The organism is Flavobacterium sp. AC274 (assembly GCF_979258275.1).
On sequence record NZ_OZ409852.1, the window covers coordinates 2,238,703 to 2,255,958 of the forward strand.

The 17,256-nt window shown below is 35.7% G+C and carries 10 protein-coding genes and 1 pseudogene; 3 read left to right on the forward strand and 8 right to left on the reverse strand.

Features of this window, described 5'->3' with window-relative positions:
* Positions 1–19: 19 nt before the first annotated feature.
* The 8 genes and pseudogenes from ACZZZT_RS10455 to ACZZZT_RS10490 all read right to left on the reverse strand — a co-directional run bounded on the left by ACZZZT_RS10455 (position 20) and on the right by ACZZZT_RS10490 (position 11,848).
* Positions 20–997 (reverse strand): sulfatase-like hydrolase/transferase, encoded by a 978-nt coding sequence (locus ACZZZT_RS10455; RefSeq protein ID WP_463462410.1) that lies wholly within the window; start codon positions 995–997, stop codon positions 20–22.
* A gap of 345 nt (positions 998–1,342) precedes the next feature.
* Positions 1,343–2,134 carry a rhodanese-like domain-containing protein gene (locus ACZZZT_RS10460; protein WP_463460315.1) on the reverse strand — a complete coding sequence of 264 codons (792 nt, stop codon included), beginning with the start codon at positions 2,132–2,134 and terminating at the stop codon, positions 1,343–1,345.
* Positions 2,135–2,145: 11 nt separating this feature from the next.
* The gene (locus tag ACZZZT_RS10465; protein ID WP_042563029.1) at positions 2,146–3,219 is read right to left on the reverse strand and encodes a sterol desaturase family protein; all 1,074 of its coding nucleotides are present in this window, start codon (positions 3,217–3,219) and stop codon (positions 2,146–2,148) included.
* 405 nt (positions 3,220–3,624) lie between these two features.
* On the reverse strand, positions 3,625–5,559 hold the full coding sequence (locus tag ACZZZT_RS10470) for an arylsulfatase (RefSeq protein ID WP_463460316.1): 1,935 nt from the start codon (positions 5,557–5,559) through the stop codon (positions 3,625–3,627).
* 78 nt (positions 5,560–5,637) lie between these two features.
* Positions 5,638–5,856, reverse strand: coding sequence for a hypothetical protein (locus ACZZZT_RS10475; RefSeq protein WP_463460317.1), 219 nt, complete (start codon positions 5,854–5,856; stop codon positions 5,638–5,640).
* A gap of 56 nt (positions 5,857–5,912) precedes the next feature.
* Positions 5,913–7,204: pseudogene (locus tag ACZZZT_RS10480) on the reverse strand (arylsulfatase).
* Between the two features lie 24 nt (positions 7,205–7,228).
* Positions 7,229–8,707, reverse strand: a complete 1,479-nt coding sequence (locus ACZZZT_RS10485) for a RagB/SusD family nutrient uptake outer membrane protein (RefSeq protein WP_463460318.1) — start codon at positions 8,705–8,707, stop codon at positions 7,229–7,231.
* Between the two features lie 15 nt (positions 8,708–8,722).
* Complete coding sequence (locus tag ACZZZT_RS10490) at positions 8,723–11,848, reverse strand: SusC/RagA family TonB-linked outer membrane protein (protein WP_463460319.1); 3,126 nt, start codon at positions 11,846–11,848, stop codon at positions 8,723–8,725.
* Between the two features lie 1,188 nt (positions 11,849–13,036).
* Here ACZZZT_RS10490 and ACZZZT_RS10495 point away from each other — a divergent pair.
* The 3 genes from ACZZZT_RS10495 to ACZZZT_RS10505 are packed head-to-tail and all read left to right on the forward strand — an operon-like array spanning position 13,037 to position 17,203.
* On the forward strand, positions 13,037–14,512 hold the full coding sequence (locus ACZZZT_RS10495) for an MFS transporter (protein WP_463460320.1): 1,476 nt from the start codon (positions 13,037–13,039) through the stop codon (positions 14,510–14,512).
* Between the two features lie 18 nt (positions 14,513–14,530).
* A complete protein-coding gene (locus ACZZZT_RS10500; protein ID WP_463460321.1) occupies positions 14,531–16,123 on the forward strand; it encodes a magnesium transporter MgtE N-terminal domain-containing protein in 1,593 nt (530 codons plus the stop codon).
* A 27-nt stretch (positions 16,124–16,150) separates the two neighbouring features.
* On the forward strand, positions 16,151–17,203 hold the full coding sequence (locus tag ACZZZT_RS10505; RefSeq protein ID WP_463460322.1) for an MFS transporter: 1,053 nt from the start codon (positions 16,151–16,153) through the stop codon (positions 17,201–17,203).
* Positions 17,204–17,256: the final 53 nt, after the last annotated feature.

Consider the following 17,256-nt stretch of genomic DNA (forward strand, 5'->3'; position numbering starts at 1 on the left):
ACGCGTTTGTTTTCGTCTTTTACATTCGGAAAACGATCGTAATATTTTTTCGAACCTGAAAAGGCGTGTGTGGCGCATTAAACGGAACATAAAGTAAAAAAGGTTTGGTTTTATTTTTATCGATAAAAGCTTCGGCTTCGTCAGCAAATGTTTCGGTTAAATAAGCTTTGTCTTTTATGATGGTTGTATCGCGACGAATTTGCCCGATTCCGACACGGCCATTTCCCCAAATCATTTTATCTGTAAAATCTTTGTGATGATGGTTGATAATATCCGGATTATCATCTTCGGGCGTGTAAAGCGAAAACGCCTGATAAAACCCGTAATGGTAATCGAAACCTCTGTCCAGCGGGAAAAATCCTTTGTTATGTCCCAAATGCCATTTCCCGATTATGGCTGTTGCGTATCCTTGTTTTTTGGCTAAATCGGCAAACGTAATTTCAGATTGAGGCAAACCCTGAGTAGCAATCGAAGCTTCATTTGGATATTCTATTTTTTGATTTAATCGCCAGCTATTCGTATTAATCAAATATTTGAAAGCATAATATTCCAGGTTATTTTTTGGATATCGGTCTCCGGGCTGATATTCATGTCCAAAACGTTCCTGATAACGACCCGTCAACAAACCCGCACGCGAAGGCGAACAAATCGAAGACGAAACATAACCGTCTGTAAAAGTCACGCCAGAAGCCGCCAAAGAATCAATTTGTGGCGTTGGCGTCGATTTTCCTCCGTATAATGAAATATCGTATTTGCCTAAATCGTCAGCAAGAAGAATGATAATATTTGGTTTCTTTTCTGATGATTTTGATGTGTCTTTTTGTGCCAGAAATTCCTTTTTTCCTTCGACTAATTTTTTATCAGGTTCAATTAATTTTCCGTTTGTATTAATAGGCCAGAATAAAAATAGTACCGCAATAAAAAGTACAAGCAGAATTGGAATAAGGATTTTTTTATTCTTTTGAATGATGCCATGTTTTTGAATTTGTTTTGGTATAAGTTTTAGAGTATAATTTTAACACACAGAAACATAGATTTTTATGATGCGAAAAAGACGTTTCACTTTAAAATAAATCTCATAGGCTTTTGCGAAAAAACAAGATTTTTGTGTTTGAAGAGCTTTATCAAAGTTTAAAACTTTGACAAAGCTTTACGTCTAATGATCTATATTTCTATGTGTTTAAAAATTGATGTGTAAATTCCAAAAAGAAATAACTCTATGTTTCCGTTTCCTGCAAGGTTTTCAAAACCTTGTAGGTTTAAATTACGCTAAGATTTGAAGTATTTCATGTTTTAGAGATACCTACAAGGTTTTGAAAACCTTGCAGGAGGATTGAAAACATTAATTTTGTGCCAAAGCCACATCAACATCACTTTTAAGATTTCCCAAACCATCTTTTTTGAAAATGATTTTTCCATTTTGATATAAAATCAAAGTAGGGAAGACCTTTACTGTTTTTAGATCGGCAATAACCTGCGGACTTTCTTCTAATTCAATTTCGATAATTTTGAGTTTTTCACCATATTGAGTTCTGATGTTTTCTAAAATGGGTTTTACGGTTTTGCAGGTGGCGCAATATTTAGAACCAATATCTACCAAAACATATTGGTTATCAGCAAGGATTTTTTTGTATTCGGCTATTGATAATTTGCTTTTTAAATTACTGTAAAAAGGTTTTCCGCCACCAATCCAGCTTGCGATTCCGCCTTCGAGAATATAGACTTCATTGAAACCTCTTTTAGCTAAATCGGTAGATAAAAGTCCGCTTCTGTAAGCAGCGATTGAATAAATAAATACCGGTTGCGACGGATTTAAGGCTGCAACATGCTTTTCATAATCTTCAGATTTCAGGTTAAAATTTACTGCACCTTCTATATGATTTAAGGCAAATTCGTCGCTTCCTCTGGCATCAACAATCTGTGGATTTTTTTGACTTTTAATTTTCGAATAAAAAGCATCCAACAATATATTGGCACTGTTTCCTTGTGAAAAACCCGCAATTGTAAAAAGCAGCATAAAGGTTATAATGCTGTTTTTGAGTGTTTTATTTGTCATAAATTTTGGTTTTTGCATAAGTTTGGCAGTGTATTCGGGATTATTTTCGAATACACTGCCAATTCTTATTTGATTCATTTTTTCTGGTTTTATACCTGAGCAGGCTCGTCGTAATAAACCGGACTTGGTGCCAGATTTTCTTCTGCTTTTGGTTTTAACGGAACTGCCAGAACGCCTTCTGCCAAAGCACTTCCTTCTTTTTTAGATTTGAATATTGGCCACAAAAACTGCGCGTACCATTCTTCTTGTTTGTATGATTTCATTCCGTATGATTTTGGGAATTTACGTGTAATTAAACCCGTTCCGAAGATCATATCCCAAATGAAAAACATATTTCCGAAGTTGCCTTTAAAGTGTCCAACACCGTCACCGCTTGTATCTGCGTGGTGTGCGTGGTGCGTTGCCGGAGTCGAAATCAAACGTTCTAAAACCCATGCAATTGGATGTAAAACTTTGTATTTGTAGAAAGGTTTGTCCCATGCAATGCTCGAGTGTGCGCCCAAAGTGATGAAACTTTTGATAACCAAAACAAAAAGAGCCGGTAAACCTAAACCTAAATAGGTTAAAGTGGCTGTCAAATAAATTTGAGAAAAGAAAACTGTATAAATGAAGTTTTGTCTCGAAGCCATCGCCATTCCCATGTATGGAGCCGAATGATGTGTTCTGTGGAAACGCCATAAAAACGGAACCTGGTGATGAAGTCTGTGGTACCAATATTGGGTTAAATCATCGGCAATAGCAATAAGGAAAAAACCTCCCCAAAACGGAACCCATGATAGTGTATTAGCTAAATTTGGAATTAAATATGGCAAAGCCGTTAAGCTAAAAAATGCAATAATAGGAGGCAGGATTAATTTTGGGGCCAGAAAACTTACAATATCAATCTTACGCTCTTCGCCCGTCCATTGATCGTCGTATAAACCAGCGCCAAATTCTATTGCCCCCAAAACCAGCATGAAAACAGTTAATCCCCAGGTGCGTATATTTTGAAAAGCAGGTTTTGCAAATTCTAAAAATGATGGTATCGTAACATGAGATTCTGCTACAAGTCCGTTGCTTAATTTAAAGTAAAGGAAAATTGCCACAACCGGCAATGAATATATCAAAAGACTAATACTCAAATCTCTTGTCAATTTACTGTTTGAATTTTGTGTTGCTGCCATAATTTTTTATTTTAAAAATTGATTTATTAAGGTTAAACCTCCGGCCAGAATCGCCAGCGGAACTAAAAATAAAATTATACCCACGATAATTTTTTTTCCGATAATTTCATAGTCTACTCGTTTCATTATCTTGTGTTTTGTGTTATTATTTATTTGATTTGAACCTCAAACTTTGTATTTGAAATTCAGTGGATTAGCTTGTTTGACAAAAATAAAAAATAAATTATTTTAATTCTATGGATTTAGTAGAATTAATTAATTGTTTTTTTGAAATTTTGTTACATTATTTTTTTACTTAATCCTGCAAGGTTTTCAAAACCTTGTAGGTATGATTTGAAAATGGCAAAGAAATATGATTTAAACCTACAAGGTTTGGAAAACCTTGCAGGTTAGCTCTATTATAAGTTAATTAGTTGTTCCAGCCGGTTTGTTAGCCTGACGAATTAACTCCTGAAGATTTTTGCCTTTATCAGTTCCGTTATTGTGAATTCTTCTGCTAAAAACATCCTGCCAGTCAATTAGCGGGTAAAGATTGTTTTCTTTTGCCTGCTCTTCAAACAGTTGCTTTAATTCAGCCAGTTTTTCAGGATATTTTTTAGCAAGATTATTACGTTCGTTAAAATCTTCGTTTAAGTTGTACAATTCCCAAACATCAGCATCAAAATTGCTTGGTGCCGGTTTTTCGTTTTTGCCAAGATTATTTTTCAAAGCAAAAGAATCCGGAAGATGTGCCGCAGCTGCTTTCCATCCATCTTTGTAAATTGCTCTGTTTCCAAAAATGTAATAGTATTGTACTTTGTGAAGTGATTCTGCTTTTGCATCATTTAAAGAAGCGTAAAAAGTAGAACCCTGAATTTTATCCTGTTTGATTTCGCGAATCGTTTCCGGCGCTTTAATTCCGACAATCTCCAATGTTGTTGGCAATAAATCTGTTACGTGGCTGTATTGATTTCTGATCCCGCCTTTTTCTTTAATTCCTTTTGGATAATAAACAATCAGCGGATTACGTGTTCCACCTTCAGAATGTGCGTCTTGTTTCCAGTTTTTGAAAGGTGAATTTGTAGCCTGTGCCCAACCTAAAGGAAAATTGGTATTCAAACCTTTTGCAGTTCCAATTTCGCCAATATTATTTAAATTATCCTGAAGATTTTTATCGTCAGATACACCTCCGGCAAAAAGATTTTGATTGATTACACCTTGTGTTGTCCCTTCTTTACTTGCTCCGTTATCGCCAATCGCAACAAAGATCAAAGTATTTTCAAGCTGATTGGTTTCTTTTAAATAATTAACAACTCTTCCAATTTCATAATCGGTATAGGTAAGATATCCGGCGTAAACTTCCATAAAACGAGCGTACACTTTTTTCTGATCCGGCGTTAATTTTTTCCAGTCAGCAATCAACGGGTTACGTTCCGGTAAAACGGCATTGGCTGGAATTACACCCAATTTCTTTTGGTTTGCCAATACTTTTTCGCGGTAAGCATCCCAGCCATCATCAAATTTCCCTTTGTATGGATCGCTCCATTTTTCCTCCACCTGATGAGGTGCATGAACCGCTCCCGGCGCATAGTATAAAAAGAAAGGTTTGTTTGGCGCGGCTTTATGCTGGTTTTTAATGTACGTAATCGCTTTGTCTGTAATTTGTTCTGTTAAGTGTCTTCCGTCAGGAACAATATGCGTGTTATCTTCTACTAAATCAGGTTTGTACTGATCTGTTTGTGATCCTAAGAAACCAAAAAAGTGTTCAAATCCTTTTCCTGTTGGCCATCTGTCAAACGGTCCCGCGTCTGAAGCTTCTTCATCTGGCGTTAAACCGTATTTACCAACGGCAAAAGTGTTGTACCCTTTATCGCGTAAAATCTCTGCGATTGTTCCTTTATCAGATGGAATTCTGCCATCCCAACCCGGAAAACCTGCGGATAAAACCGTGTGAGAGAAACCGCTAACGTGCACTCTTCCAGAATTTCTTCCGGTTAATAAAGCGGCGCGGGTAGGAGCACAAATAGCTGTTGTATGGAAATTGGTGTAGCGCAAACCGTTATTAGCCAGTTCGTCAAATGTTGGCGTCTGGATCAAACCTCCAAAAGAACTTGAAGCTCCAAAACCAACATCGTCCAATAATATCCAGACTACGTTTGGTGCACCTTTTGGTGCTGTAACGGGATCAGGCCAATATTCTTTAGAATCGGCTGTGGTTTTTCCAATTGTACCTTTAAATTCCTGATCGGGATTTGATTGTGCAAATCCTTGTACCGCTCCTAATTGTGTTACAAGAAGGGCAGTAATCAAAAGCCCTTTTTTAGGATTTTTGATTGTGCTGTTATGATTAATTTTTTTCATTTTAAATAGTTTTATGGTTGATTAAGTAATAATTTTAGTTGTTTAAACTTATAATCATGTAATCTGTATTTTACTATACTATTTTATTTTATTCCAATCTTCGACACCTACTTTTGCTGACCATTGCTGATGTAATTCAATCAGATTCTGTAGCAATTTTGGTTCTGATTTTGCCAGGTTTTTTGTCTCTGTTCTGTCATTTGCAAGATTGTATAATTCCCAGGGCTGATTGTTTTCGGCTACTGCTTTCCATTTCCCTTTTCTTACTGCTTTGCTGCCTTCATGTTCCCAAAACAAAGCTTCATGTGTCTTAGATTGTTTTCCTTCAAATTCTTTTTTTAAGCTAATGCCTTCTAGAGCTGTAAGTTTTTTTCCTGAAAAGAATCTGGATATTGAAAACCCGCGTACTCCAGAAAAGTTGGAAAAATATCAATCAAATGGCTTACCCTGTTGCTTATTGTGCCTGCCTTAATATGCTTTGGGTAATAAGCAATAAAAGGAGAAGCTATACCGCCTTCGTGAGTGTTCTTTTTAAATAATTGAAAAGGTGTGTTGCTCACATTTCCCCACGGGCTTTCGTAACTATCAATCGACGCAACCGAACCTGGTGTTCCATTTTTTTGAGTCACGTAATTCCAATTTTTTACATCATCGGCACTTCCGCCATTATCCGAAAGAAAGAGAATAAGAGTATTATCTTCTTCTCCCAAAGACTTCACTTTTTGCAGAATTTCTCCAATTCCGGAATCCATTCGGTCAATCATAGCAGCGTAAATTGCCATTCTTGTATCCCATTTGTCTTTTTCTTCGGCAGTTAATTTTTCCCAATCCGGCACTTTTTCAAAACGATTTGATAAGTCCCAATTTTTATCAATGATGCCTTGTTCTTTTAATTTTTTAAAACGGCTTGCTCTCAATTTATCCCAGCCTTCTAAGTATTTACCTTTGTATTTTGCAATATCTTCGGGCAATGCCTGAATGGGCCAGTGCGGAGCATTATAAGCAACATAAAGAAAAAAGGCTTTTGCTGATTTCGCTGTTTTTCTAAAGAATTAATAGCAAAATTGGTAATTTCCTGAGTTAGATAAGTAGATGTATCCTTGCGAATAATTTCCTGATCTCCTTTTAAAAAAGTAACTTTTCTACCGTCGTTATACAAAGGTTCTGAGTTGAAATAACTGCTTCCATTATTTTGTAAAGTAAAAGAATCATCAAACCCCCGATTCACCGCCCAGGCTGATGGTACTAAACCAACGTGCCATTTTCCGGAAACAATCGTGTTGTATCCTGCCTGTTTGAGTGCTTGCCCAATCGTAATACAATGCTCGTTTAAATAGCCCTGATAGGCTGGAAACCCCTTGTCCTGCACCATGTCTCCAATACCTGCCTGATGTGAATACAGACCCGTGAGTAATGAGGCGCGGGAAGGACAGCAACGCCCTGCATTGTAAAACTGATTTAGAATAAGCCCGTTTTTTGCGAGTTTATTCAGGTTTGGCGTTTTAATTTCTGAGCCAAAAGCACCAATATCTGAGAAACCTAAATCATCTGCCAAAATGACGATGATATTAGGTTGCTTTTTCTGTGCAAACAGCTGAAATTGTACAACAACCAATAGGGCAAGTAGGAACAGTTTTTTAATCATTTTATTTACTTGTGTAAGCCTTTATTAATTTCCGTAACCCGGATTTTGTGGCAATCCAACAGGATCGATATTTCTTTCGCTTTGCGGAATCGGGTATAAATTATTTTTTTCTGAAACCGAGTTTTTAGCTGTTACTTTTTTCACTTCTGTAACCAAAGTTCCCCAGCGAACTAAATCAAACCAACGCTGACCTTCCTGTACAAATTCTTTTTTGCGTTCTTCCTGAATTGCCGCTCTAAAAGTGTCTTGGGTCAAGCCCGATAAATCAACCGTTGGGTCTGGCGTAGTAATTGGTTTTCCAAAAGCTCTTCTTCTCACCTGATTGATTAATTCGTAAGCTTCCGGTGTTGGTGCTCCTTGCTCATTTATGGCTTCTGCCAAAGACAAAAGGATATCCGCATAACGAATTACAGGAAAATTAATAGCCACATTTCCCGGAGTTGCCAAATTGCTTAAATCCAGATATTTTTTAAAGAGTGGTTTCGGAAAAGTGTACAAAGTTCCTGTAGTTGGGTTTAGCAATTGTTTTGCATAACTTACATCTCTTCTTTTATCGCCTGCCGCATAAATATCATAAAACAACGCTACATCAGAGATAATATCTGCCGGTTCTGTTGCTGTAAATCCTGTAAAAGATGTTCCTTGAAAAGTACTTCCGCTAGATCCGTTTCCTGCCTGATTTGGCTCAAACTGAACAGAAAAAATATGTTCTTTTCCGTTCTTTTTTGTTTTGGTAAAAATGTCCTGAAAATCTTCAAAAAGCGCATATCCGTATCCGCCATTAATTACTTCATTGGCTTTTGCAATTGCGTTTGGCCAATCTTTTCTGGTAAGATATACTTTTGTCAAAATAGCTTTTGCAGCTCCTGATGTGGCACGTCCGGCATCTGCAGCGGTATAAGTTGCAGGCAGGCTTTCAGCATCTTTTAAATCTAAAATAATCTGATTGTACACTTCATCAACCGTCGCTCTTCTTGATTTTAAACTTTCTAACTGAATAGAAGTTGGTTCGTGCAAAACAATTGGAACACCACCCCAAAGACGAACTGCCTGAAAGTACAATAAACCTCTGATGAACTTCGCTTCATTGATTAGTCTTGTTTTTACAACCTCAGAACCAGAAACTTTCGGAATATTATCAATAGCAACATTGGCTCTGTTGATTCCTGCATAAATTTGTCTCCACGCTACCTGAACACGGTCTGAAGTGGCATCATGCGTTAAACTGCTCAATGCTCTTACCTGTGGGTTTGTAGCAGAAACTCCTGCCGATGCATAATCTGTTGCCATATCGGTAAGGAAGTATAAATTTCTTCCAAATAAACTCTGCTCTCCCGGATCAAGACTTAAAGAGGCATATACGGCTGTTACACTTGCCACAGCATCGTCTTGTGTTTTAAAGTAATTGTCTTCGGTTACAAAAGAGGTTGGAGTTACCTCCAGATCAGCGCACGATACAAGCAGCGTGACACTTAATATTGTTGTTATGAATATCTTTTTCATTGTATATTTTTTTACTTAAAAAGTTACGTTCAGTCCTGAAATGAAAGTTCTTGAATTTGGATAAGAACCAAAATCGATTCCCGGATATAAATTATTTTGTTCGTATGAACTTACTTCAGGATCATAACCTGTGTATTTTGTCCATGTAATCAGGTTTTCTGCAGACACATAAAACTTGACACTTTTTGCCCCTAATTTTGAAGAAACGCTTTTAGGTAAAGTATATCCTAAAGTGATCAGTTTCAATCTCAGGAATGAAGCATCTTCCACATAACGTTCTGAAACTATTCCAACCGGAGAACTTGATGCTCTCGGAATTTCATTACTCGGGTTTGTTGGTGTCCATCTGTCTTCAAGAGTTGCCGCAGCGTTGGTTCCCAAAGTTGAAATTTCTAATTGTTGATTCAATGCATTGAATATTTTAGCACCATAAGATCCCTGGAAAGAAAAATTCAAATCAAAATCATTGTATGAAATAGTGTTGCTGAAACTTCCAACAAATTTTGGCTGTGAACTGCCAAGATTTCCTTTGTCAAGTGCCGTAATTACGCCATCGCCGTTAGTATCAACATATTTTCTGTCTCCCACTCTTGTATTCGCAAGACTGTTTATTTTAGGCTGCGTATTTACTTCTTCCTGAGTCTGGAAAATCCCGTTTGTTCTGTATCCCCAGAAAGTTCCTAAAGGCAAGCCAACTTTTACTGTTACAGGCTGTTGCTGCAATAAAGATCCGTTTGGTACTACCGGAAAAAACTGATCAACACCGTTTCCTATAGAAACTACTTTGTTTTTGTTTGCAGAAAAAACAATGTTTGAATTCCAGGAGAAGTTTTTTGTTCTCACGTTTTCTGTTGTCAAACCAATTTCAATCCCTTTGTTTTCAACGCCGCCAATATTTTGAAGAACAGTCGCGTATCCTGAAGTCAACGGAACCGGAACATTGATAAGCAAATCGTTTGTTTTTTTGTAATACACATCAAAAACAAAATTTACTTTTCTGTCTAATAATGATAAGTCTAAACCAACATTATATTGATTGGTTTTTTCCCATTTCAAATCCGGGTTTGCCAATCGGGTAGGAGCCAATCCTGTATATAATGTACCTCCAAAAGAGTAATTAACAGAACCCATTGAAGCCAGAGAAAGGTAATTTCCAATTTCCTGATTTCCTGTTGTTCCCGCAGTAATTCTAAGTTTGGCTTCGGTTACGCCTTTAATATTATTAGCAAATTCTTCATCTGTAATATTCCATGAAAATCCTGCAGAAGGAAAATAACCCCAAAGTGATTCTGCACCAAATCTGGAAGATCCATCTGCACGCGCAGATAATGTGAAGTTGTATTTTCCTTTATATGAATAATTTACTCTCGTTAACCATGATTTTAATACACTTTCGAATGCATCACTGTAAGGTTTTACAGGAACACCATCCTGCAAAGAATTGTACGTATTCGCATCATTTACAAAAGTATTTGCTCCCGCTGTAACTGTTTCTCCTTGTGTATATTGAAGTGTATAACCGCCTAAAGCCGAGAATTTATGGTTTTCACCAAAAGTAGTATTGTAGTTCAGCGTGTTTTCATTCAAAACAGAACTTACTAATCTGTCTCCAACAGAAGCCAGTCCTTTAGTTCCGGCACCGTTTGTGGTATTTGCAGGAGCATAGTAGTTTTGTTTAGTGTTGATAACGTCGCCACTCACTGCAACTTTAGCCGTTAGTTTTTTGGTTATTTTATATTCACCAAATAAACTGGTCAAAATTCTGTTGATTTTAGTTTCATTGATAGTATTTTCCAAATCATTAATAGGGTTTGGAACATATCCATTTACAGAAGTTGCGTAAGGATTATTGGTAACATTATAGCTTCCGTCTTCATTTTTAATGGGTACAACCGGAGCCGTAAGTGCAACACTCACTAATGGGTTTGGATTTCTTCCGCCAGCATTATTTGTCCCTACACCATTTGAAACTGAATTACTGTAATTGGCATTTACACCAAATTTAAAATTTTGGGAATAGTTTTTTTCATAGTTAATTCTAAGCGAAATTCGTTTAAAATCAGAACCAATTACAGTTCCTTCCTGATCAAAATATCCTGCAGAAACTGCATATCTTGATCTTTCATCTCCTCCCGAAAATGATAATTGGTGATTTTGAACCGGAGCTGCTCTTACAAAAGCTGCAGATTGCCAGTCGGATCCGCCAGAAGTTTTAAAAGCCTCAATTTGCGCGGCAGAAAAAGAAGGTGTCTGACCAATACTTGCCTGAACATCATTACGCAAACTTGCCCATTGTGAAGCATTCATTAAGTCCAGCTTTTTTGAAACCGACTGAACTCCAAAATAACCCTGATACGAAATATTATCCTGACCTTTAGTTCCTTTTTTGGTCGTGATAATTACAACTCCATTTGCACCACGAGATCCGTAAATGGCTGTTGCCGATGCATCTTTTAATACTTCAATAGATTCAATATCAGCAGGGTTAATAGTTGATAAAACATTGACTGAAGCTCCCGCAAACGAAACTCCTGCCGAACTGTTGCTGTTATCATTATAAATCAGGATTCCGTCTACAACATAAAGCGGTTCATTACCGGCTGTAATAGAGTTTCCTCCACGAATACGTACACTTGATGAAGCTCCGGGACGACCTGAACTTTGTGTAACTACAACTCCTGAAATAGCGCCTCGCAGTAAATTATCTGCCGATGAAGTGACCTGAGATAAATTTGCTTTTGGCACCGAAGCTACAGAACCCGTAATATCTTTTCTTTTTTGAGTACCGTAACCTACAACAACTAATTCATCAAGTTCCTGACGTTCTTCTTTTAAATTAATAGTAATTGGATTTTTTTCTACAATTATTTCGGCTTTTTTATATCCAATGTAACTTACAATTAAGGTATATGGAAATTTCTGACCTGTTTGAAAATAAAATTTTCCTTCTGCATCTGTCTGTACTCCGTGAGTAGTACCTTTAATAACTACAGATGCGCCAATAATAGGCTGATTTGTAACATCATCGACAACTGTTCCGTCGAGTTTTGATTGTATAAGCGGGGTTGTATTTTGGGCGTTTATTCCTGCCGAAAGCAACAGGAGAAATAGTAATGAGTATATGTTTAAATATTTTTTCATTTCTTTGTATTGGTTTTTAGTAATTAACAAGGAGCCTTGAAAGTTGATTTTTCAACTCTCTGCGGTTCTTTTTATTTAGCGATAAATTTTCTTTAAGCCTCGCCATTTCTGTTGCCGCAGAAATGGCTTTTTTTATTTATTTACAGCAGTTGTGCATTGTTTTCATTGTTAGTTTATTTAGTTATTAATTATTTTTTTTGGATTTACAGATATAGTTTCAAGAATCATATTGACACAAATAAATGTATCAAATAGATTTTTGGAAAAATTTAAAGCTATGCTTTGGTGAATTTTAAAAAGGTTCGTTTCTATATTTGATTTAAAGGAAATCAAGATAAACGATTTAAGGTCGGGAGATTAACAACAACAGAAACACATATAACAGAAATTGTTATTTGTGTGGTTTTTAGGAAAGATGTAATACGATATGCTTTCTGTTGTTTTCAAAATTTAGTTCTTTATGGTTTGAAATATTATTTTAAACTCTACTAATCCTATAGACAAAGTTAATTTTAATATAATAAAAACCAAAAAAAAAATGTTTTTTTTTGAAATGAATGATTTGTAGTCTGAAATATCGAGTTATTTTAAGTAGTTAAAAGATTGATTATCAATTGATTATTGTTTATTTTTTAAATTTTATAAAATGTTAAAAAAATATTTTCACATCGTAAAAATGTAGTATTTTATACTTAATTTATTCATTTTTAATTACTTCCAAATTTCTCTAGATCATCCAAAAACGTCTTCGAAATTTGATTTTAACAAAAAACAATGTTTTTTGAAGCATAAATACAAGGTAAATAAGATGCTAAAACATACTCAAAAGAAATTGGAGTTTTAAAGGTTATAATAAAATGTAATTGCAAGTATATGAGTCAATTAAGTTTTTGTGAAATCAAAATTAAATTATTTTAGATGGAATTTTATTACTAAATTTATATAAATTACAAGCAGCACCTATTTTTATTTACTACACTGGATTTATCTGCCTAAGACACATTAAGTGTGTTTTCTCAATATTAACTTATCAAAATTAAGGTCACCAAACAGGCGAGATCTTTTTATATGACAAATGTCATTTTGTGTCAGAATTTATTTATTCAACTTTGTGTTTCAATATTAGAAAAAAACATTTTTTCTTAAAAAACGATTTGTTTTTAAATACATATTATAAATAGTCTTTTTATGAGTAATCTATCTCAATCTCACAAAATTTTGTTCCTAAACACACTCGCTTTTACAATATGTTTTGCATGTTGGACACTAAATGGGGTTTTGGTTACTTATCTTGTAGACAAAGGAATATTCAACTGGACAGTGGTAGAAACAGGCTGGTTGTTAGGAATTCCGATTTTATCAGGTTCAATATTCCGGCTCCCTATTGGTATTTTAACAGATAAATATGGCGGTAAAATTGTGTTTTCGATTTTATTACTACTTTGTTCCGTTCCGCTATTTCTGCTTCCCTTTGCCGGATCATTCTGGAGTTTTGCTGTATTAAGTTTTTTCTTCGGATTAGTGGGAACAAGTTTTGCTGTGGGAATTGGTTATACCTCAATTTGGTACCCAAAAGAATGGCAGGGAAGAGCCTTGGGTATTTTCGGGATGGGAAATGCCGGTGCGGCCATTACTACTTTTATTGCTCCAACCTTATTAAATCATTTATCAGAAAAAGATCCGGTAAACGGGTGGAAAATGTTACCTGTTATTTATGGAGCAACATTGGTTATTATAGGAATATTGTTTGTTGTTTTTGCCAAAAATAAAACCAATCAGGGTGTTTCAAAAACAATGAATGAGTTAATGTCTCCTCTTAAAAACATTCGGGTTTGGCGTTTTGGTGCCTATTATTTTTTAGTCTTTGGATTTTTTGTGGCGTATTCGCAATGGCTGCTTCCTAATTTTATGAATGTGTACCATACAACACTGGTAATGGGCGGAATGTTTGCTACAATGTTTAGTTTGCCTTCCGGAATTATAAGAGCATTTGGCGGCTATTTATCAGACAAATTTGGTGCCCGAAAAGTAATGTACTGGGTTTTAGGTTCATCAATAGTAATTAGTTTTTTATTGATGTTTCCAAAAATGGAAATTTTCACAGCAGGTCCCGGAGTTTTGTCTTCTGCAAATGGTGCTGTCACAGCCATTTCGGCCAATGAAATTACCGTAAACGGGAAAACACATAAAATTAATGAAAAGCAAATTTCAAATAATGATGACGCTGCAATTTTTCCTGTAAAAAATTCATGGCAGGAAATTGTTGTACAACAAAATCAGGAAGTTAAAAAGAAAGAATTATTAGCTCAGGGTGTTACACAAATTAAGTTTAGCGCCAATCTTTGGGTTTATTTGGTTTTGGTCATTCTTATAGGGATTTCATGGGGAATAGGAAAAGCCGCTGTTTACAAACATATTCCCGAATATTTTCCTAACGAAGTTGGTGTAGTAGGCGGAATGGTAGGATTAATAGGCGGTCTGGGTGGTTTTGTCGGGCCAATTATTTTTGGTTATCTCCTAAATTATACCGGACTCTGGACGAGTTCCTGGATTTTTATTTTCGTCGTATCCGTTCTTTGTTTATTGTGGATGCACCGAACAATCATCAATGTGATGAGAACAAAATCACCAAATTTTACCAGAGATATAGAACACAATCATTAAAATTAAATAAGAATAAATATGAAAACTTGGTTAGATAAATGGGAACCTGAAGATGATGCGTTTTGGAACTCTAACGGAAGCAAAATTGCCTGGAGAACTTTAACAATAACAACACTAACTTTAATATTATCATTTGCCTCCTGGTTTATGATGAGTGTTATCGCCGTTAAATTACCGGGATTAGGGTTTCGTTTCACAAAAGATCAGCTTTTTTGGTTAACAGCAATTCCTGGTTTGGCTGCAGGGTTTTTAAGAATCATTCACACTTTTATTTTACCAATATTCGGAACACGACATGTGGTCTCTTTTGCAACCGCCATTAAATTAATTCCGGTAATCGGAATTGGTTTTGCAGTGATGGATGTAAATACTCCTTTTTGGGTTTTTGCAGTTTTGGCATTTACTACAGGTTTTGGCGGTGGCGATTTCTCTTCTTATATGCCAAGTACAAGCTTATTTTTTCCTAAAAGACTTAAAGGAACAGCACTTGGAATACAAGCCGGAATAGGAAATTTTGGAGTATCAGTAGCACAATTTGTTACTCCACTTATAATAAGTGTCAGTATTTTTGGTGCGGCATCACAATTTACAAGCATTGATCATAAAGAAGCAATAGTTGTTTTTCAAAATGCCAGTACTCAAAAACAACATGAGGTTTTTGCAGCCCTGGATCCAGATGTACAGGAGAGAATATTGACAAACGTAAAGAAAACAATTATTGACTCTGTAAGTACAGCTATCAAATCAGAGGATAAAGTGGATCTTTTTACTTCATTGCCTTTAAAAGCAAAAGCAAAAGCGATAGCCAATGCAAACCCAAAAATGGCTGAAAAAATATTAAATGATATCAGCCCAAATAATACTGCGGTTAATAACAAAGAAATCTATCTGCAATCGGCAGCCTTTTGGTACATTCCATTTTTAATAATACTATCAATTGTAAGTTGGTTTTATCTTAGAAGTATTCCAATGAAAGCGTCCGTAAAGGAACAGATGGATATTTTCTCCAATAAACATACATGGTATTGTACTATAACATATGTTATGACTTTTGGAACATTTGCAGGTTTATCGGCAGCTTTTCCTTTAATGATTAAATTTTTATATGGAGATTTTCCAAATGCTCCGGATCCTTTAGTTTATGCTTTTTACGGACCACTTATTGGTTCAGCAAGCAGAATTGCATTTGGTTTTGTAGCCGATAAAGTGGGAGGTGCGATATTAACAACAATTACTGGTTTAGGAATTTTAGCCGGATCGATTATTCTGGTTACCGAAGGATTAGTAGCGCCAACAAGCATGGAACAGTTTCCTCTTTTTGTTGCTGTAATTTTGGGAATGTTCTTCTTTACGGGAATTGGAAACGCAGGAACATTTAGACAATACCCAATTATTTTTGAAGAAAACCAACGTCAGGCAGCCGGAGTAATTGGGTGGACAGCGGCAATTGCAGCATTTGGGCCATTTATCTTTTCTAAATTAATAGGTAATAATTTATCTGCGAATGGTACTGTAAATCAATTTTTTATAGGAGTTGCTGTTTTTACGGTCTTAGCCACAGGAATCAATTGGTGGTTTTACAATCGTAAAAATTGCGAGAAACCAAGTTAAATAAGTAATCATTAAAATGAATTAAGGATGAAAAATAAAACATTTAATACCAAAGCGTTACTTATAGCAACTCTGGTTTCTATATTGACTATTGTATTGGTTTTTTACGGATCCAGAGAATTACAAAATTTTGACGCTGCATTAATTACGTATTTATTCGGAACAGTATTCGCCTTCTTCGGAATCGTATATCGTTATACAGTATGGCTGCAGCGTCCGCCTACATGGATGTATTTTAAGCGAAGTTTCCAGTTTTTGTTTACCGGAAAAATCTTTGAACATGTATGGTTTTTAGGAAAAGAATCTGTTGAGAACATTGTAGTTCAAAAATTTATTTATCCAAGAAGTAAATACAGATGGTTTGCACATTTTTGTATCGCTTTGGGCTGTATGTCGGCTTTTGCAATCACGATACCGCTAACATTTGGATGGATTCATTTTACATTGGCGCCTAATTCTATTTCTATTTACGAAGCCCATTTTTTTGGTTTCAAAATAATGGATTTTACAATAGGTTCTTTTCTCGCATTTCTAATTTTTCATGCTCTTAACTGGTCTTCCTGGCTGGTAATAATTGGATCTGTTTATTACTTAAGAAGACGATTGACAAATCCCGGATTAATTGCAACCCAATCTTTTGAAGGCGATTTATTACCGTTGATTTTATTAATAGCGATTTCCGTAACCGGATTATGCCTTACTTATTCGTATCAGTTCATGAAAGGATTTGCATACGATTTTCTGGCCGTAATTCATGCCGTAACAGTAATCATGTTTTTGATATGGATACCGTTTGGAAAATTCTTTCACATCATTCAGCGTCCGGGACAAATTGGGGCACATATTTATAAAAAAGAAGGAATAAAAAAAGGAATGGCAGTTTGTCCCCATACCGGAGACGAATTCGCAACACAACTTCATATTGACGATTTAAAAATTGTAACCAAAGAATTAGGTTTTGATTTCACACACGAAGACGGAACATCGCATCTCGATTTAAGTCCCGAAGGAAAAAGATCAAGATTGGCGCAAGCACACTTAAAAGCAAGATTAGAAAGCGGCGGAAGCTTATTTGGATAGTAAAAAGAGTTTCAGGTTTCAAGTTTAGTTTTTTTGTTTCAAGTTTCAGGTTA

Bases quoted from the DNA above. Each gene is read 5' to 3' on its own strand.
- ACZZZT_RS10500 (WP_463460321.1), top strand. From the start codon at position 14,531: ATGAAAACTTGGTTAGATAAATGGGAACCTGAAGATGATGCGTTTTGG.
- ACZZZT_RS10495 (WP_463460320.1), top strand. From the start codon at position 13,037: ATGAGTAATCTATCTCAATCTCACAAAATTTTGTTCCTAAACACACTC.
- ACZZZT_RS10460 (WP_463460315.1), bottom strand. From the start codon at position 2,134: ATGAATCAAATAAGAATTGGCAGTGTATTCGAAAATAATCCCGAATAC.
- ACZZZT_RS10505 (WP_463460322.1), top strand. From the start codon at position 16,151: ATGAAAAATAAAACATTTAATACCAAAGCGTTACTTATAGCAACTCTG.
- ACZZZT_RS10490 (WP_463460319.1), bottom strand. From the start codon at position 11,848: ATGAAAAAATATTTAAACATATACTCATTACTATTTCTCCTGTTGCTT.
- ACZZZT_RS10465 (WP_042563029.1), bottom strand. From the start codon at position 3,219: ATGGCAGCAACACAAAATTCAAACAGTAAATTGACAAGAGATTTGAGT.
- ACZZZT_RS10485 (WP_463460318.1), bottom strand. From the start codon at position 8,707: ATGAAAAAGATATTCATAACAACAATATTAAGTGTCACGCTGCTTGTA.
- ACZZZT_RS10470 (WP_463460316.1), bottom strand. From the start codon at position 5,559: ATGAAAAAAATTAATCATAACAGCACAATCAAAAATCCTAAAAAAGGG.